Origin of the sequence: Dickeya lacustris (assembly GCF_029635795.1) — a bacterium.
GTDB lineage: Bacteria > Pseudomonadota > Gammaproteobacteria > Enterobacterales > Enterobacteriaceae > Dickeya > Dickeya lacustris.
In genome coordinates this window covers 858,739-882,243 of the sequence record NZ_CP114280.1, presented here as the reverse complement: position 1 = coordinate 882,243, position 23,505 = coordinate 858,739, and the positions used below count along the sequence as shown (strand labels likewise).

The following is a 23,505-nucleotide window of genomic DNA, read 5'->3' as shown; positions in this document are numbered from 1 at the left end:
GATCCTGTGGTGAGATCAGGGCACAAAAACCACGCGTTGCATGAAATCAGCCTGAAAAGCGGTAACGTTGTCCCACAGACCCATCAGGCTGAATTGGTTGCAAATACACTGTAATGTCTGGCGTGCAAAGTAGTAGCTCTGTACCCGGAATAAACGCGTTCGTTCAGTAGAATTAATTTCGATGATCAAACGCTGATGAACCTTGATCATGCTGAACAGGTAGCTGGCATCATCCCCTTGCTTCATGCTCAGGTCTGCCATTTGTGTCCCCGTGAGGTAATAGTGTCTGAGATCGCTCACGTCGCTGTCATCTCGCTCTAGTGACAACTCAGCCAGATAAAACTCCATGGTGATATTGCGTAATTGACGCCGATAGTCATCAATCTGCGTCTGTAGCCAGGCGTTGAAGGAAAACATATCTATTGCTCCAATAAAAACAATTCTCATTATCATATATCTGATGTGTGCTTCATGCCATGCTTTTGATAGCGGTTACAGCAAAGGGGGCGCGGGTATATTGCGCAGGGAGACAGATGCCTGATGCTGTGCGACGAGATTTCAGAATCGAACGGCTGGATTTACAGGCAGCGGGATTCTATTCTTAAATTCTATTGAAAGTAGTTGGTTCAATGCGTTGATTTTCAATGAGAATGCTTGCTATTGCCCAGTGTTAGACGCTGGTTTTATGTGTGGTGTTAAAACAGGAAACCAATAATGAAACGTATTTTGACCTTAATGGGACTCTTCTTTTCTGCGGTGTTGGCAGGCGTTCAGCCCACGTATGCAACCGAGTATTCGCTGCCGCCGCCGGGCAGTCGATTGATTGGCGAAAATATCACCTATACGGTGCCGAATGAGGGGCATCCGTTAGAAACCATTGCCGCTAAATTTAAAATTGGACTATTGGGGATGCTGGAAGCCAATCCCGGTACCGATCCCTACTTGCCCAAACCGGGCAGCGTGCTGACCGTTCCTTTACAGATGTTATTGCCAGAGACGCCACGTGAGGGGATTGTCATTAATCTGGCCGAGTTACGACTGTATTATTTCCCTAAAGGGGAGAATACGGTGCGGGTTTACCCGATAGGTATTGGTCAACTTGGCCGCAATACGCCCGTCATGGTGACGCATGTTATCGAGCGGCGCCGTAATCCTACCTGGATACCAACGGCGAATACGCGCCGTCACTACAAAGAGCAGGGCGTCATCTTACCGGCGATGGTACCCGGAGGGCCGGAGAATCCGATGGGGTTATTTGCACTACGGCTGGAGAAAAGCGGCGGCGTGTATTCGATTCATGGCACAAATGCCGATTTTGGTATCGGTATGCGCGTCAGTTCCGGCTGTATCCGTCTGCGCCCTGAGGACATTGAAGCTCTGTTTAACGACGTGCCGGTAGGGACTCGTGTGCAGATAATCAATGAGCCGATTAAAGTAGCGGTAGAACCGGATGGAAAGCGTTATATAGAGGTTCATCAGCCGCTGTCACGCACGGATAAAGATGACCCGCAAACCATGCCGATAGCGCTGGGCCAAAAAGTAACTGCATTCATTCGCGATCAGCAGACCGATGCCAGTGTGGTGCAGCCAGCTATCGCAAGGCGCTCGGGTATGCCCGTATTAGTGAATGTCGGGCAGGTGCCATGATAATGCGTTGAAAGGGAGAAAGGCAGCGGAGCGCGTTTACGCGCGTTCTGCGCGGGTTTGCCAGCGGGGGTATCCGTAAGCGAGCTTAGCAGGTAAGGCCTGGTGATATAACGTTAGTCCGTTCATATGAACGGCGGTAGAAAAAGATAAAAAAAATGGCGCACAGAGTGCGCCATTTTTCATTCAGCCAGTTCTTACTTCTTGTAAGTACGAACCTGGTTGTCCAGGCGCTGGTTAGCACGAGCTGCGTCATCTTTAGCAGCCTGTACGTCGGTAGCCAGAGCGTCAACTTTGCTGGTCAGAGCAGATACTTTGTCGTTCAGAGAAGAAACGTCAGAAGACAGCTGATCCAGTTTAGCATTGCTGGAGCAACCAGCCAGCAGAGTTGAACCCAGGATTACCGCGCCCAGTACCAGTTTAGTACGATTCATTATTAATACCCTCTAAATTGAGTTAATCTCCATGTAGCGTTACAAGTATTACACAAACCGTTTTCTGATGAGAATAAATTTTTTATGGGAACGCGCTTAATTTTGATCGTTCGCTCAAAGAATCAGCGAGTTTTACAGAGAGGTTAAAAAAGTAAGTAAAACAGCGTTATTTTATCAGAGAACTCTGGCCTTTATGACGCTGGATATAGCATTTTTGTATAACCGATCACGCTATTAATTGATTGCCAAAAGGCGCTAAAAATAAAAAAGCGCCCCGCAGGGCGCTTTAAAAAGTTCTCATTATCACATTACAGGCGGTGTACCGAGGCGGTATTTGTCGTGCCGCTTGATACCAGCGCGCCGGAAACCATCACCACAACGTCGCCTTCCTGAGCCAAACCACTGGCCAGCGCCGCTTCTTTACCGATGCGATAGAAGTCATCTGTCGAGGCAATTTCTTTCACCAGCTGTGTTTCTACGCCTTTCGTCAGCAGTAACTGACGCGCAGTCAGCTCGTTGGTAGTCAGCGCCAGAATGCGGGCGTTCGGAAAGTATTTACGAATAGACTTCGCTGATTTACCACCCTGCGTCGCCACGACGATAAGCGGTGCTTCCAGCAACTCGGCTGTTTCTACTGCGCCACGGCACACGGCTTCGGTGATACGCAGTTTACCGGTGTTGTGCGCTTTATCCAGACGCTGCTTCATCACACGGTCAGTACGTTCACAGATGGTCGCCATGATGCTGACAGACTCCAGAGGATATTTCCCTTTGGCGCTTTCGCCAGACAGCATGACAGCATCAGTGCCATCCAGAATGGCGTTTGCGACGTCACCGGCTTCTGCGCGAGTCGGGCGTGGGTTTTTAATCATGGAATCAAGCATCTGGGTAGCGGTGATTACCACTTTACGTGCCTGGTTACATTTTTCGATCATCATTTTCTGGGCGAAGATCACTTCTTCTACCGGGATCTCAACACCCAAATCGCCGCGCGCGACCATGATACCGTCAGAGGCGTCCAGAATGTCATCGAAGTTATTCAGGCCTTCCTGGTTTTCGATTTTGGAAATGATCTGAATGTGTTCGCCACCGTGTTGTTTCAGGTGTGCGCGAATTTCTTCAACATCGGAACGCTTACGAATGAAAGACGCTGCGACGAAGTCAACGCCCTGCTCACAGCCGAAGATCAAATCACGTTTGTCTTTTTCAGCCAGCGCAGGCAACTGGATAGAAACGCCCGGCAGGTTGACGCCTTTATTTTCACCCAGGTCGCCGTTGTTGAGCACTTTACAGATGACTTCGGCACCTTTGATTTCAACAACTTCCATACCGATCAGGCCATCGTCAACCAGCACGGTATTACCCACTTGCAGGTCATTGGCAAAACCGGCGTAAGTCACGGCTACGCGATCTTTGTTACCGATGACGCTCTGATCCGTGGTGAAAGTGAATGTCTGACCAGCGGTCAGAGAAACATCTGCACCGTTTTCCAGTTTGATGGTACGGATTTCTGGGCCTTTGGTATCGAGCAGGATAGCGGCTTTCTGGCCGGTTTTTTCCATAACGGCGCGCAGATTTTTAATACGCTGGCCGTGTTCGGCATAGTCCCCGTGCGAGAAATTCAGGCGCATAACGTTCATGCCTGCACTCAGCAGCTTGCCCAATACTTCTTCTGATTCAGTTTTCGGGCCGATAGTACAAACGATTTTGGTCTTTTTCATAACGGTAGTTTCTACAAGTTGTGATGGATAAAAAAACGGGATGACCGACGGTTAGCGGCAGGCGAACCCTCGGGGATAATATGTTTGCGATGATATGAAAACGATAAGTCTGGATGGTGACAGTTGCAGGAAGATGAAGAAGCACGTGAGTGGATGCTGTCCGAAAAACAGGCGGAGCGAGGCGGCAGCATCCCTGAGGATTGTGTGATGTATTGTTGTGTTATCAGTGGCACGTGATTCGCTGAAACCATTCAATGAAACGACGTTCCGTATTATAGTTATCAGGCAAAGAGATACAAGCCGTTGACGGGAAGGATAATGCGTATTTTCGTGCTCTTGCGCAAAAAAATGCGCGATTTATTGTTTTTACACAAACTTGTTGCGCAAATGCACGAAAAAATCATTGCCTGATGGCCATGCCATCAGGTTGAGGTTGATTATTTGTCGGGCGCGTTACCGTGGGCGGTGTGGGTTTACCGGGTTGTTGCTGTTTTGTGTCGATCCGGTTCACGTTTCCGTTACCACAGACTTGAGCGTTGCCGGGCGGGTGGTAATTTAACAGCCACAGGGGATATCGGCTCATTGCGATAGTGAGCGCAACGATAAACCGCCAAGGGTTGTTACTGCGCGAGAAAGGCGACTGAATCGGCAGGCAAAACCAGATGTTCGCACCCGCTGCGAGCCTCTGGTTTTTTTGTTTTCGGGGCTCAGACAATGAAAATCGTCAAAATATTAAATAATAACGTTATTACGGCTCTTGATGAGCAGGGCAACGAACAAGTGGTGATGGGCCGAGGTCTGGGCTTCAAAAAGCGCATCGGTGATGAGGCCGATCCTGCGCTAATAGAGAAAGTGTTTTCGCTGCGTAGCAGTGAATTAACCGCACGCCTGAGTGAAGTGATTGACAGGATTCCGTTAGAAGTTGTCACCACTGCCGATAGAATCATAGCGCTTGCCAGGGAAACATTGCCGGGCACACTGCAAAATAGTGTGTATATCTCATTAACCGATCATTGCTACTTTGCAATTGAACGCCACCGGCAAGGGGTGGATATTCGCAACGGTCTATTGTGGGAGATTCGGCGTCTTTATCAAAAAGAGTTTGCGGTTGGTTTGGCGGCCCTCGATATTATTGAGCGGCGTCTTGGCGTTCGTTTACCGCAGGATGAGGCCGGATTTATTGCCTTGCATTTGGTCAATGCACAACTTGACAGCCATATGCCCGAGGTAGTGAAAATTACGCGAGTCATGCAAGAGATTTTGAATATCGTCAAATATCAACTGCATCTTGATTATAATGAGCAAGCATTCAGTTATCATCGCTTTGTTACCCATTTGAAGTTCTTTGCCCAACGTTTGCTGGGGCAGGCAACGGTTTTTAGTGAAGATGATTCATTACATGATGTGGTGAAAGAGAAATATCGTCTCGCCTATCGCTGTGCTGAGAAAATACAGGAGCATATAGTATTAAACTATGGTTATACCTTGACTAAGGAAGAACTGATGTTCTTGGCTATTCATATTGAGCGAGTCAGGTCTGAGTTGCAGGAGAACATATAATGCCTGTGCGCACGGTTGCGAGTGAAAATAGCGTTTCGTCACAAAATTAAAAAACGCTTATCGTCACTGCTTGTCAATACAGAAATAAAGCGTAGTCTGTCAGTAACAAAATTTGGATTGTGACTGTATCTCCTTGAAATGAGAATACAGGCAAAACCTGAACTGTTTTTTGCAGAGGCATTCTGCAAAAAGACGGTTCAGGTTTTTTTTCGTCCTGAAAATGCCGGTGCTGACGTTGTTTTAAAAAAGCACCATTTTCAGGGGGCGTGAATATTAAAAGTGTGGCGATGAATGGTGTAGCGATGAATAATGAAACATTAGCCAGTGAAATAAGGGATGGTGTCGGCGGCAGGGCGAATATCATTAGCGTGATTCATTGTGCCACCCGACTGCGGTTTAAACTGCGTGATCATGCCAAAGCCAATGTGACTGCACTAAAAAATCATCCTGGAATTATTATGGTTGTTGAAAGTGGCGGTCAGTTTCAGGTTGTGGTGGGTAATCAGGTTGCCGATGTCTATCAGGCATTAATGTCGCTTGATGGCATGGAAAATACGGGGGAAGATGCAGCCAGTGGTACGCCCAAAGAGGGCCTTTTTTCCCGATTCATTGACATCATTTCCAGTATTTTTACCCCGTTTGTTGGTGTTATGGCTGCAACGGGTATTTTGAAAGGGTTTTTAGCATTGGCGATTGCTGTCCATGTGATAACAGAGAATAGCGGAACATATAAGTTATTGTTTGCAGCCAGTGACGCGCTATTTTATTTTTTCCCGATTGTGCTCGGTTATACTGCGGGAAAAAAATTTGGTGGTAATCCATTTACGACGTTAGTCATTGGTGCAACGTTGGTTCACCCTAGCATGATAGCAGCATTCACTGCTGCACAGGCACCAGAAAGCACTGCGCTATATTTTCTGGGAGTGCCGATTACCTTCATTAATTATAGCTCGTCAGTAATACCTATTTTATTTGCCAGTTGGGTGTCCTGTAAATTAGAGAAACCGCTAAACGCCTGGCTACATAAAAATATTCGTAATTTCTTTACTCCGCTATTCTGTATTGTCATCAGCGTACCGTTGACGTTTTTATTGATTGGCCCAACGGCGATTTGGATAAGCCAAATGCTCTCTGACGGTTATCAGTGGTTATACGGCCTTAACTCTCTGTTAGCGGGTGCGGTTATGGGGGCTTTCTGGCAGGTCTGCGTCATTTTTGGCCTGCATTGGGGGTTCGTCCCTTTAATGCTCAATAATCTGAGTGTTATGGGGCATGACACGCTATTACCGCTGCTGACACCGGCAGTATTGGGGCAGGCAGGGGCGACGCTCGGCGTCTTGTTACGCACCCAGGATATGAAGCGTAAAGGTATCGCCGGGTCAGCATTTTCTGCCGCTATTTTTGGCATAACCGAGCCTGCGGTGTATGGCGTGACGCTACCACAGCGTCGGCCGTTCATTTTAGGATGCATTGGCGGAGCGCTGGGGGCGGCGGTGATGGGGTATTTTCATACCACCAGCTACTCATTTGGTTTTCCGAGCATTTTTACTTTCACGCAAATTCTCCCACCAACCGGCGTCGATAGCAGTGTGTGGGCGGCCATATTCGGCACCCTGGCAGCCTTTGCGTTCTCTGCGTTAGCCACCTACTTATTCGGCATTCCTGCGACAGAGCCACGGGATGAGGCCGTCACCGAGGCCGCGCCCGCTGAACGCCAGCAGGCGTCGGCGGTGCGTGATGAGGCGTTGTCCAGCCCGTTGGTGGGTGAGGTTGTGCCACTTGCTGATGTGGCTGATAACACATTTGCCAGCGGTATGATGGGAAAAGGCATCGCCATTCGCCCATCGCAAGGTCGGCTTGTTGCACCGGCTGACGGCACCATTGCATCCCTGTTTAAAACGCATCACGCCATTGGTTTGGCCTCTCACTACGGTGCCGAAATTTTGATACATGTCGGGCTGGATACCGTACGGCTGGATGGACGTTACTTTACGCCCCATGTCCGGGTCGGCGATGTGGTTCGTCAGGGTGATGTGTTATTAGAGTTTGATATCACAGCAATTTCAGCAGCGGGATACGACCTTACAACCCCGATGGTTATCACCAATAGTGAAGAGTATCGGGGCATTGAGCCTACCGTGAGTGGCTGTGTGCAGGCCAATGCCCCGCTATTGAAATTAGTCTGTCAATGAGTAGCCCATTTATACAGGAGAATCCGTGATGAAGAGTCCTTTTCCGGCGCAGTTTCTTTGGGGGGGCGCGATTGCCGCCAATCAGGTAGAGGGGGCTTATCAAGCTGAGGGAAAAGGGTTATCCACCTCGGATTTGCAGCCTCAGGGCATCTTTGGCGATATCGTCGAGCGCAGGCCTGGCGACAGTGGCATTAAAGATGTGGCGATTGATTTCTATCACCGCTACCCGCAGGACATCGCGTTGTTTGCCGAGATGGGGTTCACGTGTCTGCGCACATCGATTGCCTGGACGCGCATCTTCCCAGACGGGGATGAAACGCAACCCAATGAAGCCGGGCTGGCGTTTTATGACCGGCTATTTGACGAGATGGCGAAATACGGTATTCAGCCGTTAGTCACGCTCTCGCATTATGAAATGCCTTATGGCCTGATAAAGAAATACGGCGGTTGGGCAAATCGACTGACCATTGCGTGTTTTGAGCGCTATGCGCGGGTGGTGTTTGAGCGCTACCGCCATAAAGTTAAACGCTGGCTCACGTTTAATGAAATCAATATGTCGCTGCATGCCCCCTTTACCGGTGTGGGGTTGCCGACAAACAGTGATAAGGGCGCGATTTATCAGGCGATTCATCATCAACTGGTGGCCAGCGCCCGTGCAGTAAAAGCATGCCATGAACTGATCCCCGATGCGCAAATCGGCAATATGCTACTGGGTGCGATGCTTTATCCGCTGACGTGTAAACCACAGGATGTGATGGAGACTTTGCAACAAAACCGGGAATGGCTGTTTTTTGGCGATGTGCAGGTTCGCGGTGCCTATCCGGGTTATATGTGGCGTTACTTCCGTGAGCAGGGCATCACGCTGGATGTGAGTGAGCAAGATAAACTGGATTTGCAATCCACCGTGGATTTTATTTCTTTTAGCTATTACATGACGGGCTGCGTCAGCACTGATGAAGCGCAGCGAGAAAAAACACGCGGTAACATTCTTAATATGGTACCCAACCCTTATCTGGAAAGTTCTGAATGGGGTTGGCAGATTGACCCATTGGGACTGCGCTATTTATTAAATGTACTTTATGATCGTTACCAGAAACCGCTCTTTATTGTTGAAAATGGCTTAGGCGCTAAAGATACGCTAACAGAAAAGGGAGAAATTCATGACGATTATCGTATTCGTTATTTAAACGATCATCTGGTTCAGGTCAGCGAGGCTATTGATGATGGCGTTGACGTATTAGGGTATACCAGTTGGGGGCCTATTGATTTAGTCAGCGCATCAAAAGCAGAAATGTCGAAACGTTACGGTTTTATTTATGTTGACCGTGATGATAATGGTAATGGCACACTGGAGCGGCGGCGGAAGAAAAGTTTTTATTGGTATAAGTCTGTTATTTCCAGTCAGGGAAAAACACTGATTCGATAAATTTATTATTTTTTACCTGCGGGGAAATGACCCGCAGGTGGTCACTGCTTGCCAATTTCTTAGTGGTGCGTAATTTTCGTTACGCAATTTAATAAAAGACGGGGAAAAGAGTGATGAAGATAACAATGAATACATTAATGATGTTGGGTGTGATTTATCCCATGTCATGCATAGTAAGCGCTGCACCCTTGAGTATTGAACAACGTCTTGCTGCATTAGAAAAAGATTTGCAAGAGACGAAGCAGGAATTAACACGTTATAAAGAACAGGAAAAGAAAAGTAATGTCGCAGCGCTGCATAATCGCAATTCATCTTCGCCGATAACAGCGGAGAACATGGCGCTGCCAGCACCTCATGCGATCACACTGGTGGCAGATAAACCCCCGTCACCTGCCGTTGGGTCGCCAGGCGAACGCTCAACCATGACGCTTCATGAATTGAGTCAGGCGGTAAAGGAGGATCTTGGGTTTACCTATTCCGGGTATTTTCGTTCCGGCTGGGCAACCGGGTCACAGGGCTCGCCGAAGTCGTGGGCGATAGGCTCGCTGGGGCGTTTTGGTAATGAACATACCAGTTGGTATGATCTTATTTTAAAGCAGCGGGTTTTTAATAAAGACGGTAAATCTGCTTATGGTGTCGTAAAGCTTGATGGCAATGTTGGCCAATCCTATTCCGGTGGCTGGTTTGGCGAGAGCAGTAGTAATGAAAATAAACTGCAATTCTCCGATATTTATTTAACAACCACAGGGTTTTTACCCTTTGCACCGCAAGCCGATTTTTGGGTGGGTAAACATGCTTTACCGGTGTATGAGATCCAAATGCTGGATTGGAAAAGTAATAAAACCGACTCAGCCGCAGGTGTCGGTGTGGAAAATATTAAGTGGGGAGTCGGGGCGTTTGATTTGGCATTAACCCGCGAAGATATTGATGTCTATAATCGAAGTTTGACGCAGTTCCAGCAGGTGAATACTAATGCTGTCGAGGCACGCTATAAAGGCATTCCACTTTGGGATGGTGCCAGCCTGATGGTGCTTGGTAAATATGCCATGGCGAATAAAAATGACAGCCAGAAAAATAATGAAAGCAACAATAATTATTTCCCCATGAAGGACTCTTGGCTGGGGGGTGTTGTGGTGCGTCAGTCATTGCCGAATAACGGATTTAATGAGTTCACCGCGCAGCTGGCGAATAACTCCATTGCCAGTAGTCTGGCGCGCTATGCGGGTTCCAGCCCGTTTGTGGCCGTGAATGGCAAATATTATGGTGAACACAGCGGCGGCACGGCGTTGCGGTTGATATCACAAGGTGAAATGTATTTACGCCCGGATATTATCGTGGCCAATGCACTGGTATATACCCGGGGTCAGGATGTTTATAGCTATGACACCGGCGCGCATACTGATTTTGATAGTGTCCGGGCGGTTATCCGGCCTGCGTATATCTGGGGGCAATACCATCAAACCGGGGTCGAGCTTGGGTATTTTAGCCAGACCAACAAAAATCAGGCAGGAAAATCGTTTACCGAGTCCGGTTATAAAACTACGTTATTTCACACCATCAAGGTGGATACCAGTATGTTGACTTCCCGCCCGGAAATTCGCTTTTACGGAACGTATATTCATGTCGCCGATAATGAACTTGACCAGTTCACGTTTGCCGATAGCAAAAAAAATCAATTTACCGCAGGTGTACAGGCGGAAGTGTGGTGGTAATGGCACTGCCTATATCTTGACGGATTTACGCTCTCCCTACAAAAGAGGTTAAACATGAAAACCAGGAAAGGTTGTCTTGCCGTATTACTCTGTTCGCTGGGTGTGTGTGCGCCATGGGGCGCGCAGGCCGCAGGCGGCATCCCGGCGTTACCCAGCGTTGATGTGGCAACCCGGCATTACTTATCACAAGTGAATGCTGATAACAGCATCACTTTTCGGCTCTTTGCACCACAGGCCCGTGAAGTGAGCGTTGTTACTGGCGCGACGCCGGAAACCTGGGTCGCTCACCCAATGAGCAAGAATGAACGAGGCATTTGGTCATGGCAATCACCGCCACAGCAGCCCAATTTGTATGAATACTTCTTTAATGTTGACGGTTTTCGCAGTATCGATACCGGTTCAGCGCTGCCCAAACCACAACGTCAGGTTAATACCAGTATGATTCTGGTGCCCGGTAGTCTGCTGGATACCCGCGCTGTGCCGCACGGCGAGCTGCGGACAATCACCTACCATTCGCCCTCGCTGAAATCAGAGCGGCAGCTCTACGTCTGGACACCGCCGGGTTACGGTGCGAGCGGCGCGGCGCTGCCTGTACTCTATTTTTATCACGGTTTTGGCGATGCCGGAGATTCAGCGGTCGCGCAGGGTCGCATTCCACAAATCATGGACAACCTACTGGCAGAGAAAAAAATAGTGCCGATGCTGGTGGTTATCCCCGATACCGAAACAGACGCGGCGGAGGCAATTCCAGAGGATTTTCCGCCCAAAGAACGGCGTAAGACATTTTATCCCCGTAATGCGGCAGCGGCGGATAACGAATTAATCCATGAAATTATTCCATTGATTAGCGAGCGTTTTCATGTCCGCCGCGACGCGAATGGTCGCGCCCTGGCCGGGCTGTCACAGGGCGGGTATCAGGCATTGGTTTCCGGCTTGAGTCATCTGGATCATTTTGGCTGGCTGGCAACCTTTAGCGGCGTCACCACAGAGACGGTACCGAATGCGCAGGTGACGGCGCAACTGAACCATGCAGCAGTCATTAATCAGCAACTGCATAATTTTACTGTGGTTGTGGGTGAAAAGGATACGGTAACAGGTAAAGACATCGCAGGCTTGAAGGCGCAGTTGGAGCGCCAGGGCGTGCATTTTGACTATACGCTTTACCCAGGCCTTGGGCATGAAATGGATGTGTGGCGGCCCGCGTATAGTGAATTTGTACAGAAACTATTTAAGTAATCCACTGCGAGCCATCAAGACCGAACGGGCAGCGTATTCTGCCCGTTTTTTTATCACCGCAGGTGATGAACGGACAACAACGTCACAGGGCTGTTTTGCCGTAAAACCGGGAAAGACGCATCGAGAAAGTCGTAAAGGATGATGGAATGAGTCAGCAGGGTACACAAAACGTGTAGGATAAACGCATGCAGCGAAATAGCAGAAAATATATGGTGCGACCGAGTGGACTCGAACCACCGACCCCCACCATGTCAAGGTGGTGCTCTAACCAACTGAGCTACGGTCGCAATATGGTGCGTTCAATTGGACTCGAACCAACGACCCCCACCATGTCAAGGTGGTGCTCTAACCAACTGAGCTATGAACGCATTTTTTAATACCGCCGCCGGGTGGCGACGGGGACGAATATTAGCGGGCTACCTGGGCGCTGGCAAGGGGAAAAAACAAAAATAGCGATATTCACAGACTGATTGCACAGCTTATGGGCAGTACGCCGCATTTTTAGCGGCGTATCTGTAGATTAACGCGCCGCTCTGGTGAGAATGTGAGCAGCCGGCTGGCGCTGTACGCGACGGATGCGTAATACCATCATGGTGGCCGAAGAGGTGAGGCCAATAATAAATCCCCACCAAAAACCGGCTGGCCCCATGCGCGGTAACAGCACGTCAGTCAACGCCAGCAAATAACCGATGGGCAGCCCCAGCATCCAATAGGCGATAAACGTGATGAAAAAAATCGCGCGGGTGTCTTTATATCCGCGCAGTACGCCGCTGCCGATAGTCTGTATCGCATCAGAAATCTGATAAACCGCAGCCAGTAACATCAAATGAGAGGCCATCGCGACCACCGCCGGGTCTTTGTTATAGAGCATCGCGATAGGTTCACGCAGTGTAATGGTAAAAATCGCGGTACAGATAGCCAGAAGAATACCGGTGAAAATACTGGTATGGGCGGCGATGCGGGCGGCATCGACAGCCTTTTCCCCCAAACGGTGGCCAACGCGGATGGTGGCCGCTACGCCAACGGATAACGGCAATACGAACATGAGCGAGCTGAAGTTGAGGGCGATTTGATGCCCGGCGACATCCACCACGCCTAACGGCAATACCAGCAATGCGACAATGGCGAACAGCGTCACTTCAAATAACATGGCCAGAGCAATGGGCAACCCCAGACCCGACAAGCGTTTTAATACGGCCCAGTCGGGCTGCAACTGTTTTTTCTGCCGCCGGATATCCTTTAACCAATATGCGTGTCGCGAATAAAGTGCCATGAGCAACATCATTATCCAGTAGACCGAAGCCGTCGCAACCCCACAGCCAACGCCGCCGAGTTCAGGCATGCCAAACTTGCCGTGGATAAACACGTAGTTGATAGGAATATTGATCAATAAACCAATGAAACCGATAACCATACCCGGCTGTGTTTTGGATAACCCCTCACACTGGCTGCGCAGCACCTGATAGAACAGGTAGCCTGGAGCACCCCACAGTAGCGCATGTAAATATTTGATGGCTTTATCCGCCAATTCGGGAGCGCCATCATGCATCAGGCGAATAACATATTGCCCTTGATAAAGTACAAACATGGTGGCGACAGCGATAATAGCGGCCAGTATAAACGCCTGCTGGGTTTGATGGGCGATACGCTCCCGCCGGCCTGAGCCATTCAGATTCGCGACAACCGGGGTGAGCGCCATTAATAAGCCATGCCCAAATTAGAATCACCGGCAACCAGATGGAGGTGCCCACGGCAACGGCAGCCATATCGGTCGCGCTATACGAGCCTGCCATGATGGTATCCACCACACCCATTGAGGTTTGCGAGACTTGCGCAATAATGACGGGAATGGCCAGCGCCAGCAAATGACGCGCTTCTGCTAAATACTTCTGCACAACAACCTTCCTAGAACAGGATTGAGAGGGATCTCGGCACGAGAAAGACAATCATCCTTTATTTCGTAAAAAAAGATAATGCATTGTAACGATTTAACGGTGTTAAACCAATGCCTGTGCTATGCCGTCTGTTCCGTTTGGTTTTCCTGTCAATCTGGTGCACACTGCCGTGCATTCGATGAATGCGTTTTCAGGCGTTATTCCGATCATCGGATAAGCGCCAAGGTTGCATCCATCGCGTTTTATGACCCGATTCAGGAGAGCAGAACACCATCATGTTTACCGGTATTGTTCAAGGCACGGCGACAGTCGTGTCTGTTGATGAAAAACCCAATTTTCGCACTCACGTCATCCAACTGCCTGCTGAACTGCTGCCTGGACTTGAGCCGGGCGCTTCTGTGGCGCATAACGGCTGTTGTTTGACCGTAACCGAGATTAACGGCGATTGCGTCAGCTTTGATTTAATCAAAGAGACATTACGCTTGACTAACCTGGGCGAGATTAACGTCGGCGACAGCGTGAATGTTGAGCGTGCGGCCAAATATGGCGATGAAATCGGTGGGCATGTCATGTCCGGCCATATTATGTGTACGGCAGAGGTTGTGAAGATCCTGACCTCAGAAAATAACCATCAGATTTGGTTCCGCCTGTCGGATACCAGCCTGATGAAATATGTTTTGCATAAAGGGTTTATTGGTATTGACGGCATTAGTCTGACGGTGGGTGAAGTCACTCGCAGTCGTTTCTGTGTGCATTTGATCCCTGAAACACTGCAACGTACCACGCTGGGGAAAAAGCGGCTTGGCGATCGCATCAATATTGAAAATTGACCCGCAAACACAAGCGATAGTCGATTCCGTTGAGCGTGTGATGGCGGCCCAACAAGCCCGGCAGCAGGCAGAGGCAGAGGCAGCGCAAGACGAATAACCTTAACCCGGCGGCAAAGGGCAAAGAATGTGCCTGAGCCGCCGGTTGAGGCCTCAGTGAGAAACCTGGGCTCTTGCGCTGTCAAGCGGTTAGCGCGCGCAACGCACAGTCAGAACAAATGCACAGTCAGGACAGTTGGCGAGCCGTTGGCATAGCTATCTGGCAGCGTCAGATGATGGTTGTTGTCGTCAAAAACCATGACCGGAGTGTGGCTGCCAGCGCTGGTCATGGTTTTTCCTGACCAGCCGGGACTGGCGCGGTATTAGCGCCGATAGTCGAGGAAGGGGCCATCGCCGACAGAGCGACGCTCAATGAGCGTCGGGTGGACTTCAATGGTCTGCGCTTCCTCACGTTTGCTGGTAATGCGATCCAGCAACATTGAGAATGCGGCTTGTCCGAGACGCTCTTTCGGTTGATGGATAGTGGTGAGCGCCGGCGTGAAATAACGGGCGTGGCGAACATTGTCATACCCTATCACCGAAATATCCTGCGGAACCCGCAATCCCAGCTCATCTGCGGCACAAATCGCGCCCATCGCCATGATATCGCCGCCACAGAATACCGCCGTCGGGCGATGCTTTTGCGCCAGAATTTGGTGCATGGCCTTATAGCCGGATTCCGGTTCGAAATCGCCTTGCACCACCCATTCTTCGCGTATCGTAATTTCCGCTTCCTTCAACGCCTTGAGAAAGCCCAGATAGCGACCGCTGCCGGTATTACGTTCCTGCGAGCCAGGGATTGCGCCAATATCACGGTGGCCCCGTTCAATCAGGTAACGGCCAGCCATGTAGCCGCCGGTGAAGGCATTATCGATGATGGTGTCGGTAAAATCGCTGTGCGCTTCCCCCCAGTCCATGACGACCATCGGGATATGGCGGTAGTCAGCCAGCATGGATAACAGCGCGGGTGGGTATTCGGCACACATGACTAATAAGCCATCAACGCGCTTTTGCGCCAGCATGGACAAATAAGCGCGCTGTTTATCCAGATTATTGTGGGAGTTACACAGAATGAGGGTGTAGCCTCTGGCGTAACAGCTATTTTCGACGGCTTCGATAATTTCAGCAAAATAGGGCGCTTCACTTGAGGTGGCCAGCAACCCGATAGACTTGGTGTGATTCACTTTCAGGCTGCGCGCCACCGCGCTTGGTGAGTAGTGCAATTCCTTGATGGCTGCACGCACCGCAGCTTTGGTTTCTTCGGCGACGAAACGTGTTTTATTGATCACGTGTGATACGGTTGTGGTTGAAACGCCTGCGCGCTTTGCCACATCTTTAATCGTTGCCATCTCAAGTGACTCCTGAACAGTTGTAACAGCAACGCATCTGTTACAGCAGTAAATATGTTGTTAATCGTTTGCCTGCGTGAATTCATCTCCAGCCAGATAGCAAGGCACGATTTCAGGTGGAGATATGCCGAAGTGTCGCCGGAGGGGAGGCCGGGAGGCGGCCAACGCAGTGCATACAGTAAACTGCGAATTCTGGCCGATCTAGATCAAAAGTGGAAGAAATAATTCGTGTTATCTCTGTGATGAGGAAAGCGGTTTTTTTAACGCTGTTTCATATAATGAAAAACTGGTTATATTTATCGTCGGTGTATATTCATTGTGATGTGATAACCCGCCGTTTCGTCAAATACAGGAGCATGTTTATGGATACTAATTTGAAGATGTCGTTATTCACAACGGCCGTTGCGCTGGCGGTGATTGTGGTGTTCAGCATGAATGCTGTATTGAATTAACGCCGTATTGTCCGGCTGACGCGTTCTTGCTGGCCGGGCAATCTCAGTGCGCTAACGGCAGACGGCTTGTACAGAAGTGCATCGAGAGTGGATGGAGCGCGAATGAAATGAGAGTCATCGAGCGTCGTGGGCCATAACCGTAACCCGCCATCAAGCCGTATTACCGCGCTAAAGGTGTGATTTTTAATCGCTGTATCAACGAATTGTCTTCGGTGTCACCACGCGGCGTGCGCCGACGTAGTGATCCTGCCAGTAGTCTTCACTCAGTTTGCTGATTTTTATATCAGAGCCGGTGCGGGGCGACTGAATAAAGCGGCCATTGCCAAGATAAACGCCGACGTGATCGGCGGCACCTCGGTTGGTAATTCTGAAAAATACCAGATCCCCGCTCTCCAATTCATTTTTCTTGATAGGGGCGGCATCGCGCAGATGGAACATCTCGTTAGCGGTGCGAGGAATCGGGATTTTCACCACATCTTTGTAGGCGTAATACACTAATCCGCTGCAATCAAAACCAGAATAGGGCGATGAGCCACCCCAGTGATAAGGCTTGCCAATCTGACTCATCAGCTTATTCATCGCTGTCTGCTTGGCATGCTGATAACGCTTTTGATGCGCCGGATTCATGGCAATAACGGACTTGTTCTGTGTGTCTTTTTTGTTCTTACCGTGATGCGCGCTGGCGGCTAACTCTTCGCTATGAGTGCTGGATTTACCTTTGTGATTTTTTGCTGCTGGCTGCCCTGTGCCTGGTTTTGTGCTTTTGGTATGTGCCGCTTTCGCTACCGTTGCTGGCTGTTCGGGCACATGCCCTTTCTTGGCATTTTTAGCTGTGGGCAGGGGCGCTTTGGCTAAGGGGGTTTTCTCTGGTTTTTTATCATTTTTGCCGGTTTTAGCGGCATTGTGTGCCGTGTTAGCCGGGGCATTCCCTTTAGCTGCGGCAGTTTTGCTGTGTGCAGGTGCACCGGAGTGGCTGGTTGCCGTGTTTTTAGGTACAGGGTGCTTATCCGATACAGCGGCTTTACGCGATGACGCAGGGGGAGTAGACGGCGCACTGGCGCTTTTTTTAGCACTCTTTGCAGTCTTGCTTTTTTTCGGATCATCCACAGCCTTACTCGCCGTAGCCACGCCGCTTTTGCGTGGTAATACAGCGTTATTGTGAGGCGCAGCTTGTGCCAGACTAAAAAACAGATTACTGAAAAATAATAAAAAAAGCGTAATAAATAAACGCATAATGATGCTGACCGAATGGTGTCCTCAATCGTTCAATCTTTACAGTATTCCCCAAAATGACCTGATAAAAAAGTGGGGATAGGGCTTTTGTTACTACAAAATAGTGAGAAAACGTTAACAGCAGTTGTTTTTTGCTTAATTATCCATCAATGCGGCGGCGGCAGACACGCGGCGATGATAAAATCGTAAAACCCTACAAAAGATAGCGTTTTTTTGTGGTTGCCGCTATCGGTAGAATACCCGGCTATAGCACGAAAAGCGGCTAGCGCTCCTGGCCGTAATCCTATGTCGAGTCTGACTTGATACCGGCATCACCCGCTTAAGGAAGCATAAAGAATGACTAGCACTGTTGAGAAAATTCAGCGCCAGATCGCTGAAAACCCGATCCTACTGTACATGAAAGGCTCGCCAAAACTGCCGAGCTGTGGTTTTTCCGCCCAGGCGGTACAGGCGTTGTCAGCATGTGGTGAGCGTTTTGCTTATGTTGATATTTTGCAAAACCCAGATATCCGTGCCGAATTGCCTAAGTACGCCAATTGGCCGACCTTCCCGCAGTTGTGGGTTGATGGCGAGTTGGTCGGCGGTTGCGACATTCTGATTGAAATGTATCAGCGTGGGGAGTTGCAGAGCCTGATTAAAGAGACTGCCGATAAATACAGATCCCAGCAGGCAGACGAGCCTCAGGCTTAATCTGCGTTTGCGGTGACATCAGGCAACGCATGCGTTGCCTGATGTGGCAGCTATCACTCGGCTGTTTTGGTAACAGATTCTTTGGTAACAGATTGCCCTTCAGACTCATCGCCCATCACCAGTGGCCACCCACCTAAGCGTTTCCAGCGGTTGACCAATTCGCAAAATAACTCTGCGGTGCGCTGTGTATCATACAGCGCAGAGTGCGCCTGACTTGCATCAAACGCGATGTCTGCCGCGATACAGGCTTTTGCCAAAACCGTCTGACCGAGCACCAAACCACTGAGCGCGGCGGTATCGAAGGTGGCGAACGGGTGGAAAGGGTTACGCTTAAGGCCGCAGCGTTCGGCGGCCGCCATCAGAAAGCTGTGATCGAAAGTGGCGTTATGCGCAACGATGATCCCCCGATTGCAGTCTTGATCTTTAATGCCTTTTCGCACCTGCTTGAAGATCTCATGCAATGCGTCGTATTCACTGACGGCACCCCGTAACGGGTTTTCCGGGTCAATGCCATTAAATGCCAAGGCTTCAGGACGCAAAATCGCGCCTTCGAAAGGCTCAACGTGGAAGTGCAGGGTTTCATCGGGTTGTAACCAACCGTTTTCATCCATTTTCAGCGTAATTGCCGCGATTTCCAATAATGCATCGGTTTTCGCGTTGAATCCTGCTGTTTCCACATCAATGACTACGGGATAAAAACCGCGAAAACGTGCATTGAGGGCGTTCAGATTATGTTTTTCGGCCATTCGTTTTTTAATTTCTTCAGCAACATACAATGCGCATTATGGCAAATTTCGGCATGAGATGCAGCAGCAGAGCGGGTAAAGTCGCTTTGAGAGCGAAAAGCAGGTGCCTTACGGCACCTGAAACAGAAATATCAGCCGGTGAGCAAACGTTAGTTACCCAATCCCTGGCCTGCCTGAGCGCGCTCAATCAGCTCGATTTTGTAGCCATCAGGATCTTCAACAAAGGCGATGATAGTCGTACCGCCTTTGACCGGGCCCGCTTCACGCGTTACTTTACCGCCAGCCTGCCGGATACGCTCGCAAGCGCCTGCGACATCATCGACTCCCAGCGCGATATGACCAAATGCCGAGCCCATCTCGTAGCTGTCTACGCCCCAGTTATAGGTCAGCTCGATGACTGCGCCTTCGCTCTCTTCGGTATAGCCGACAAAGGCCAACGAGTATTTATATTCTGGGTTTTCGCTGGTACGCAGCAAACGCATGCCCAGAATCTTGGTATAAAAATCGATGGCACGTTGCAGGTCGCCAACGCGCAGCATGGTGTGAAGTAAACGCATAATGACCCCTAATAAAAAACGGTGGGTTAACTGTCATAGATAGCTCAGGCGGATGTTTGGCCTGAAATAGCAGAGGCCGAGTATAGCGTTGTTAACCTGCGAAGCACAAATCTCGGGCGCAGGGGATGCACTGGAAAAAAGGGATTGATGCAGTAAAATAGCGATGACCCGCTCATAAGCATACGACATCGCTTGCCAGTGACGACGATCATCGCTTCAATAAAGGCGTCTGATGAGGAGGTGTTGTGGCTGAACAGCTTGAGCTTTTTCCCGTACCCAATCCCTGTCGAGGGATTTGTCAGGCCGATGAACGAGGTTTTTGTCGCGGTTGTATGCGTAGCCGTAATGAGCGTTTTAGTTGGCAGACAATGAGTGATGCGCAAAAACAGGATGTGTTGCGATTGTGTCGGCAGCGTAAGCGTCGTGCCCAACGCAATGAAAAAAATTCAACAACGCCACAGGCCGATCAACCCACCTTGTTTTAAATGCCTCAGTGATATTTAATGATATAAATTAAGTTCAGAATCATTTTTAATTAATTATTATTTGCTAGAATAGCGCCACAACAATAAAACACCTTCTATCTATTAATGTTCGTTTTAAATCAGAGTTGATTGCAATCCAGGGATGTATCTTAGTACGCTAACTATAAGGAGAAGTGATGGAATTGCCGTTAGGTTCTGATTTAGCCCGGTTGGTTCGTGTATGGCGAGCGTTGATTGATCATCGATTAAAGCCGCTTGAGTTGACGCAAACACACTGGGTGACGCTACATAATATCCACCAGTTGCCGCCTGGACAGTCTCAGATTCAACTTGCGAAAGCAATAGGAATCGAACAGCCTTCTTTGGTAAGGACACTGGATCAGCTTGAAGATAAAGGTCTAATCACCCGACATATATGTACCCACGATCGTCGTGCCAAGCGTATATTGTTAACTGATATGGCCGACCCTATCATTCAGGCAGTCAATGACGTAATTGATCAAACGCGTAGTGAAATATTAGATGGTATTACGCCACAAGAGGTAGATGAGCTGGCAACAATTATCTCGCGGCTGGAGAAGAATATTTTAGCGTTACATGAGAGTCAGTCCTGATTAATAGAATAAATCCATGTCTTGGCAAGACAGTATTTGATTTTTAGTAACAGCGATGTGAATTTTCGTTGTAAAAATATGTCAGAACGATGTCATTGACTCTCGTTTCTGAATAATTATCGGGAGCGTCACACGTCTTTGCCGCTGTATTTACGGGCATTCGGGTGATGGTTGATGAGTAAAAGACACGCAATCAGAATGACACAAGGATAAACAATCACCACCGGTCGGTGGTGATTGTTTTTCAACAATAATTAACGAGCAGAAACGGTGACAGCACTGCCGTTGCTGGCCATAGCGACGCGCTGGCCTGCATGGAATTTGGTGTCGCCCTGTTTTTGTACCACTACGATGGTGGTGCCATCATCTTTACGAATTTCCAGCTCAACGCCCTGAACGCGGTTTGCTGCACCGCCGATTGCATTACCTGCAATCGCACCAGCACCAGCGCCGACAGCGGTGGCGACTGTTTTACCCGTGCCGCCGCCGAGCGTGTGGCCCAGCACACCACCCAGAATGGCCCCGCCAACGGTAGCCACGCCATTATCTTTGTCGCCAGCCTGAATCTGTACCGGACGAGTAGAAACAACGGTGCCGTAGGTGACAGTCTGCACTTGTTTGGCATCAGATGCACTGTAAACGTCTCCTGACAGGGTGCTGGTATTGGCGCAACCGGCCAGAGTGATACTCGTCAGAGTGATCACGAGAAAACGTTTCATCATAAAAAAGCTCCTTTTAATTTTGCTGTTATTGCTGCGTCGGGGCGTGCAGCCTGAGCCGACGAATTATCTACTGCTTCACTAGGGTAGGTGAAAGTACCATGCCACCGGTTTACATGTTGTTTAAGATATAAAAATATGCCCGTCAATATTGATAATAAACGCGCAATAAGGTTCCTTGGGAAGCCTCTTTTTTCTTAAAAAACGTATCAAACGGTTATTTTTTACCAGAGCTGGCATCCGCCTGACAAAAAAGACAAAATCTAGCCGTAATATACTACCCGTGTGCTAGTCTGTCGCGCAAATGTAAAGATAGCCGTAACGTTATTTTCCTAATTTAAAGGGTAATCCAATGAGGTCGGGAAGATATATTGGTGTGATGTCTGGAACCAGTCTGGATGGCGTTGATGTGGTACTGGCTGCTATCGATGACTCTACTGTTGCCCAACAGGCCAGCTACTGTCATCCGATTACCCCGGAATTGCGTCACGCTATTTTGGCGATGAATCAAGGCCAGGCCGTCACGCTTTCTGCGCTGGGGCAGTTGGATACACGCCTGGGGATGTTGTTTGCCGAGGCGGTACAGGCGTTATTGCATCAGACTGGGTTACGCGCCAGTGACATCACGGCCATTGGTTGCCATGGCCAAACCGTCTGGCATGAACCGCAAGGAGCGGCGCCGTGCACATTGCAAATCGGTGATGCGAACCGTATTGCCGCCATGACCGGGATTACCACGGTGGCGGATTTTCGGCGACGCGATATGGCGCTAGGCGGCCAAGGGGCGCCGCTGGTGCCGGTCTTTCATCATGCTTTGTTGCAACATCCGGTTGAGCGCCGCATCGTACTTAACATTGGCGGTATCGCCAATATTTCAGTATTGGCGCCGGGGCGAGCCGTGAAAGGTTATGACACCGGCCCTGGCAATATGCTGCTTGATGCCTGGATATGGCGAAACTGTGGGCTGCCTTATGATAAAGATGCTGCCTTTGCCATGAGTGGGCAGGTTAATCCTTCTCTGCTCAGTCAACTGTTGTCCGATCCTTACTTTGCTTTGCCCGCGCCGAAGAGTACCGGTCGAGAACACTTTAATCTGGCTTGGCTTGAGCGGCAGTTAGCGCGTTTTCCAACGTTACCGCCACAGGATGTACAGGCAACGCTGGTCGCATTAACGGCCGAGAGTATTGCCGGGCAAGTGCTGCTTACCGGTGGATGTGAGCGTGTGCTGGTGTGCGGCGGCGGGGCACGAAATCCGTTATTGATGAGCCAGCTTTCTGCACGTCTGCCGGGTATTGAGGTCAGTACGACCGATAATTTCGGGATTCGTGGCGATGATATGGAGGCGCTGGCCTTTGCCTGGCTGGCGTTTCGCACGCTTTCGGGGTTGCCGGGGAACCTGCCTTCGGTCACTGGGGCTCGAAGTGAAACGATACTTGGCGCGATTTATCCGGTAATCAACAGTGGCGGATAAGCAGCCGTCCGTAATCAGATTTAACTGACAGGTAGCCTTTGCACAGGTTGATAGACTGCTTCGTTATCGCATGTTTCCGGCACGGTGTGCCGGATTGGCATGAATAACAGGAGAACATGTCATGAAACCGCTAGTTATTGCCGCCGTCGTTATGTTAAGTGGCTGTGCCCGTTTAGTGCCCTCCAGCGAATTGAAAACCTTGCATTATCAATGTGGCACGATGCCATTAACGGTCAGCCTGCATGTGGATGATATGCGTGTGGACGGTAAAGGTGAAACGGCCTCCTTCCTGTTCGATGGCGAACGGCTGACTCTCCACCCGGTTGCGTCGGCAGCCGGTCATCGGTATAGCGATGGGAAATACACCTTTTGGTATCAAGGCCGGCAGGCATGGGTAATGCGGGATGACCGCGTTATTGTCAATGACTGTGTGTTGCGCTAGGTGCCGTTGAGATTTTGGCGTCACGGGCGCAGAATGACTTTTTGTTATTTTTCTGGCTTGG

General features: G+C 49.7%; 21 protein-coding genes, 2 tRNA genes and 2 pseudogenes. 13 read left to right on the top strand and 12 right to left on the bottom strand.

What is annotated here, in order from left to right:
* Positions 1 to 15 precede the first annotated feature (15 nt).
* On the bottom strand, positions 16 to 417 hold the full coding sequence (locus tag O1Q98_RS03990; protein WP_125259095.1) for a hypothetical protein: 402 nt from the start codon (positions 415 to 417) through the stop codon (positions 16 to 18).
* Positions 418 to 714: 297 nt separating this feature from the next.
* Between O1Q98_RS03990 and O1Q98_RS03985 the strand changes: the two genes are divergently transcribed.
* Positions 715 to 1,647 (top strand): L,D-transpeptidase family protein, encoded by a 933-nt coding sequence (locus O1Q98_RS03985; RefSeq protein ID WP_125259096.1) that lies wholly within the window; start codon positions 715 to 717, stop codon positions 1,645 to 1,647.
* A 194-nt stretch (positions 1,648 to 1,841) separates the two neighbouring features.
* Here the strand turns inward: O1Q98_RS03985 and O1Q98_RS03980 are convergent, their stop codons facing one another.
* Positions 1,842 to 2,078 (bottom strand): major outer membrane lipoprotein, encoded by a 237-nt coding sequence (locus tag O1Q98_RS03980; RefSeq protein ID WP_012765277.1) that lies wholly within the window; start codon positions 2,076 to 2,078, stop codon positions 1,842 to 1,844.
* A gap of 308 nt (positions 2,079 to 2,386) precedes the next feature.
* On the bottom strand, positions 2,387 to 3,799 hold the full coding sequence (pykF, locus tag O1Q98_RS03975) for a pyruvate kinase PykF (protein ID WP_125259097.1): 1,413 nt from the start codon (positions 3,797 to 3,799) through the stop codon (positions 2,387 to 2,389).
* A 714-nt stretch (positions 3,800 to 4,513) separates the two neighbouring features.
* Here pykF and licT point away from each other — a divergent pair.
* Entirely contained in the window at positions 4,514 to 5,359 is an 846-nt protein-coding gene (licT, locus tag O1Q98_RS03970; protein ID WP_125259098.1) for a BglG family transcription antiterminator LicT, read from the top strand.
* Positions 5,360 to 5,432: 73 nt separating this feature from the next.
* On the opposite strand, the gene O1Q98_RS03965 is transcribed toward licT, so the two are convergent.
* Complete coding sequence (locus tag O1Q98_RS03965; protein WP_164512974.1) at positions 5,433 to 5,723, bottom strand: hypothetical protein; 291 nt, start codon at positions 5,721 to 5,723, stop codon at positions 5,433 to 5,435.
* Between O1Q98_RS03965 and bglF the strand changes: the two genes are divergently transcribed.
* The 4 genes from bglF (at position 5,662) to O1Q98_RS03945 (ending at position 11,925) form a co-directional block, all read left to right on the top strand.
* On the top strand, positions 5,662 to 7,551 hold the full coding sequence (gene bglF, locus O1Q98_RS03960; protein WP_125259099.1) for a PTS beta-glucoside transporter subunit IIABC: 1,890 nt from the start codon (positions 5,662 to 5,664) through the stop codon (positions 7,549 to 7,551). The genes O1Q98_RS03965 and bglF overlap by 62 nt on opposite strands.
* A 28-nt stretch (positions 7,552 to 7,579) precedes the next feature.
* Positions 7,580 to 8,977 carry a glycoside hydrolase family 1 protein gene (locus O1Q98_RS03955; protein ID WP_125259159.1) on the top strand — a complete coding sequence of 466 codons (1,398 nt, stop codon included), beginning with the start codon at positions 7,580 to 7,582 and terminating at the stop codon, positions 8,975 to 8,977.
* Between the two features lie 113 nt (positions 8,978 to 9,090).
* A complete protein-coding gene (locus O1Q98_RS03950; protein WP_125259100.1) occupies positions 9,091 to 10,689 on the top strand; it encodes a carbohydrate porin in 1,599 nt (532 codons plus the stop codon).
* A 54-nt stretch (positions 10,690 to 10,743) separates the two neighbouring features.
* Positions 10,744 to 11,925, top strand: coding sequence for an alpha/beta hydrolase-fold protein (locus tag O1Q98_RS03945; protein ID WP_125259101.1), 1,182 nt, complete (start codon positions 10,744 to 10,746; stop codon positions 11,923 to 11,925).
* Positions 11,926 to 12,135: 210 nt separating this feature from the next.
* On the opposite strand, the gene O1Q98_RS03940 is transcribed toward O1Q98_RS03945, so the two are convergent.
* From O1Q98_RS03940 to O1Q98_RS03930, 3 genes and pseudogenes are all read right to left on the bottom strand, one after another.
* Positions 12,136 to 12,212 (bottom strand) — tRNA-Val (locus tag O1Q98_RS03940).
* Positions 12,213 to 12,216: 4 nt separating this feature from the next.
* Positions 12,217 to 12,293 (bottom strand) — tRNA-Val (locus tag O1Q98_RS03935).
* 152 nt (positions 12,294 to 12,445) lie between these two features.
* A pseudogene (locus O1Q98_RS03930) lies at positions 12,446 to 13,820 on the bottom strand (MATE family efflux transporter).
* A gap of 275 nt (positions 13,821 to 14,095) precedes the next feature.
* Between O1Q98_RS03930 and O1Q98_RS03925 the strand changes: the two are divergent.
* Positions 14,096 to 14,747 (top strand): annotated as a pseudogene (locus O1Q98_RS03925) (riboflavin synthase subunit alpha).
* Positions 14,748 to 15,009: 262 nt separating this feature from the next.
* Here the strand turns inward: O1Q98_RS03925 and purR are convergent.
* Positions 15,010 to 16,035: an HTH-type transcriptional repressor PurR gene (gene purR / locus O1Q98_RS03920; RefSeq protein WP_125259104.1), complete on the bottom strand. Its 1,026-nt coding sequence runs from the start codon at positions 16,033 to 16,035 to the stop codon at positions 15,010 to 15,012.
* 362 nt (positions 16,036 to 16,397) lie between these two features.
* Here purR and cydH point away from each other — a divergent pair, with 362 nt between their 5' ends.
* Positions 16,398 to 16,487, top strand: coding sequence for a cytochrome bd-I oxidase subunit CydH (gene cydH, locus O1Q98_RS03915; RefSeq protein WP_164512976.1), 90 nt, complete (start codon positions 16,398 to 16,400; stop codon positions 16,485 to 16,487).
* Between the two features lie 195 nt (positions 16,488 to 16,682).
* Here cydH and O1Q98_RS03910 read toward each other — a convergent pair whose 3' ends face one another.
* The gene (locus tag O1Q98_RS03910; RefSeq protein ID WP_125259106.1) at positions 16,683 to 17,720 is read right to left on the bottom strand and encodes a C40 family peptidase; all 1,038 of its coding nucleotides are present in this window, start codon (positions 17,718 to 17,720) and stop codon (positions 16,683 to 16,685) included.
* Between the two features lie 336 nt (positions 17,721 to 18,056).
* Here O1Q98_RS03910 and O1Q98_RS03905 point away from each other — a divergent pair, with 336 nt between their 5' ends.
* A complete protein-coding gene (locus tag O1Q98_RS03905; RefSeq protein WP_125259107.1) occupies positions 18,057 to 18,410 on the top strand; it encodes a Grx4 family monothiol glutaredoxin in 354 nt (117 codons plus the stop codon).
* A 53-nt stretch (positions 18,411 to 18,463) separates the two neighbouring features.
* Here O1Q98_RS03905 and rnt read toward each other — a convergent pair whose 3' ends face one another.
* Together rnt and gloA are read right to left on the bottom strand one after the other, a co-directional pair.
* Positions 18,464 to 19,156: a ribonuclease T gene (gene rnt / locus O1Q98_RS03900; protein WP_125259108.1), complete on the bottom strand. Its 693-nt coding sequence runs from the start codon at positions 19,154 to 19,156 to the stop codon at positions 18,464 to 18,466.
* Between the two features lie 149 nt (positions 19,157 to 19,305).
* Positions 19,306 to 19,713, bottom strand: a complete 408-nt coding sequence (gene gloA, locus O1Q98_RS03895; protein WP_125259109.1) for a lactoylglutathione lyase — start codon at positions 19,711 to 19,713, stop codon at positions 19,306 to 19,308.
* A gap of 245 nt (positions 19,714 to 19,958) precedes the next feature.
* Here gloA and O1Q98_RS03890 point away from each other — a divergent pair, with 245 nt between their 5' ends.
* Both O1Q98_RS03890 and slyA read left to right on the top strand, forming a co-directional pair.
* Positions 19,959 to 20,198 (top strand): DUF1289 domain-containing protein, encoded by a 240-nt coding sequence (locus O1Q98_RS03890; RefSeq protein WP_125259110.1) that lies wholly within the window; start codon positions 19,959 to 19,961, stop codon positions 20,196 to 20,198.
* 176 nt (positions 20,199 to 20,374) lie between these two features.
* Positions 20,375 to 20,812 (top strand): transcriptional regulator SlyA, encoded by a 438-nt coding sequence (slyA, locus tag O1Q98_RS03885; RefSeq protein ID WP_035341297.1) that lies wholly within the window; start codon positions 20,375 to 20,377, stop codon positions 20,810 to 20,812.
* A gap of 254 nt (positions 20,813 to 21,066) precedes the next feature.
* Here slyA and O1Q98_RS03880 read toward each other — a convergent pair whose 3' ends face one another.
* Positions 21,067 to 21,534, bottom strand: coding sequence for an outer membrane lipoprotein (locus O1Q98_RS03880; protein WP_125259111.1), 468 nt, complete (start codon positions 21,532 to 21,534; stop codon positions 21,067 to 21,069).
* 349 nt (positions 21,535 to 21,883) lie between these two features.
* Here O1Q98_RS03880 and anmK point away from each other — a divergent pair, with 349 nt between their 5' ends.
* Positions 21,884 to 23,002, top strand: a complete 1,119-nt coding sequence (anmK, locus tag O1Q98_RS03875) for an anhydro-N-acetylmuramic acid kinase (RefSeq protein ID WP_125259112.1) — start codon at positions 21,884 to 21,886, stop codon at positions 23,000 to 23,002.
* Positions 23,003 to 23,123: 121 nt separating this feature from the next.
* Positions 23,124 to 23,444 (top strand): MliC family protein, encoded by a 321-nt coding sequence (locus O1Q98_RS03870; protein WP_125259113.1) that lies wholly within the window; start codon positions 23,124 to 23,126, stop codon positions 23,442 to 23,444.
* Positions 23,445 to 23,505: the final 61 nt, after the last annotated feature.

Bases quoted from the DNA above. Each gene is read 5' to 3' on its own strand.
- bglF (WP_125259099.1), top strand. From the start codon at position 5,662: ATGAATAATGAAACATTAGCCAGTGAAATAAGGGATGGTGTCGGCGGC.
- O1Q98_RS03880 (WP_125259111.1), bottom strand. From the start codon at position 21,534: ATGATGAAACGTTTTCTCGTGATCACTCTGACGAGTATCACTCTGGCC.
- O1Q98_RS03980 (WP_012765277.1), bottom strand. From the start codon at position 2,078: ATGAATCGTACTAAACTGGTACTGGGCGCGGTAATCCTGGGTTCAACT.
- slyA (WP_035341297.1), top strand. From the start codon at position 20,375: ATGGAATTGCCGTTAGGTTCTGATTTAGCCCGGTTGGTTCGTGTATGG.
- purR (WP_125259104.1), bottom strand. From the start codon at position 16,035: ATGGCAACGATTAAAGATGTGGCAAAGCGCGCAGGCGTTTCAACCACA.
- O1Q98_RS03950 (WP_125259100.1), top strand. From the start codon at position 9,091: ATGAAGATAACAATGAATACATTAATGATGTTGGGTGTGATTTATCCC.
- cydH (WP_164512976.1), top strand. From the start codon at position 16,398: ATGGATACTAATTTGAAGATGTCGTTATTCACAACGGCCGTTGCGCTG.
- O1Q98_RS03955 (WP_125259159.1), top strand. From the start codon at position 7,580: ATGAAGAGTCCTTTTCCGGCGCAGTTTCTTTGGGGGGGCGCGATTGCC.
- O1Q98_RS03965 (WP_164512974.1), bottom strand. From the start codon at position 5,723: ATGATATTCGCCCTGCCGCCGACACCATCCCTTATTTCACTGGCTAAT.
- O1Q98_RS03985 (WP_125259096.1), top strand. From the start codon at position 715: ATGAAACGTATTTTGACCTTAATGGGACTCTTCTTTTCTGCGGTGTTG.
- O1Q98_RS03945 (WP_125259101.1), top strand. From the start codon at position 10,744: ATGAAAACCAGGAAAGGTTGTCTTGCCGTATTACTCTGTTCGCTGGGT.
- O1Q98_RS03990 (WP_125259095.1), bottom strand. From the start codon at position 417: ATGTTTTCCTTCAACGCCTGGCTACAGACGCAGATTGATGACTATCGG.
- anmK (WP_125259112.1), top strand. From the start codon at position 21,884: ATGAGGTCGGGAAGATATATTGGTGTGATGTCTGGAACCAGTCTGGAT.
- rnt (WP_125259108.1), bottom strand. From the start codon at position 19,156: ATGGCCGAAAAACATAATCTGAACGCCCTCAATGCACGTTTTCGCGGT.
- O1Q98_RS03870 (WP_125259113.1), top strand. From the start codon at position 23,124: ATGAAACCGCTAGTTATTGCCGCCGTCGTTATGTTAAGTGGCTGTGCC.
- licT (WP_125259098.1), top strand. From the start codon at position 4,514: ATGAAAATCGTCAAAATATTAAATAATAACGTTATTACGGCTCTTGAT.
- gloA (WP_125259109.1), bottom strand. From the start codon at position 19,713: ATGCGTTTACTTCACACCATGCTGCGCGTTGGCGACCTGCAACGTGCC.
- O1Q98_RS03910 (WP_125259106.1), bottom strand. From the start codon at position 17,720: ATGCGTTTATTTATTACGCTTTTTTTATTATTTTTCAGTAATCTGTTT.
- pykF (WP_125259097.1), bottom strand. From the start codon at position 3,799: ATGAAAAAGACCAAAATCGTTTGTACTATCGGCCCGAAAACTGAATCA.
- O1Q98_RS03905 (WP_125259107.1), top strand. From the start codon at position 18,057: ATGACTAGCACTGTTGAGAAAATTCAGCGCCAGATCGCTGAAAACCCG.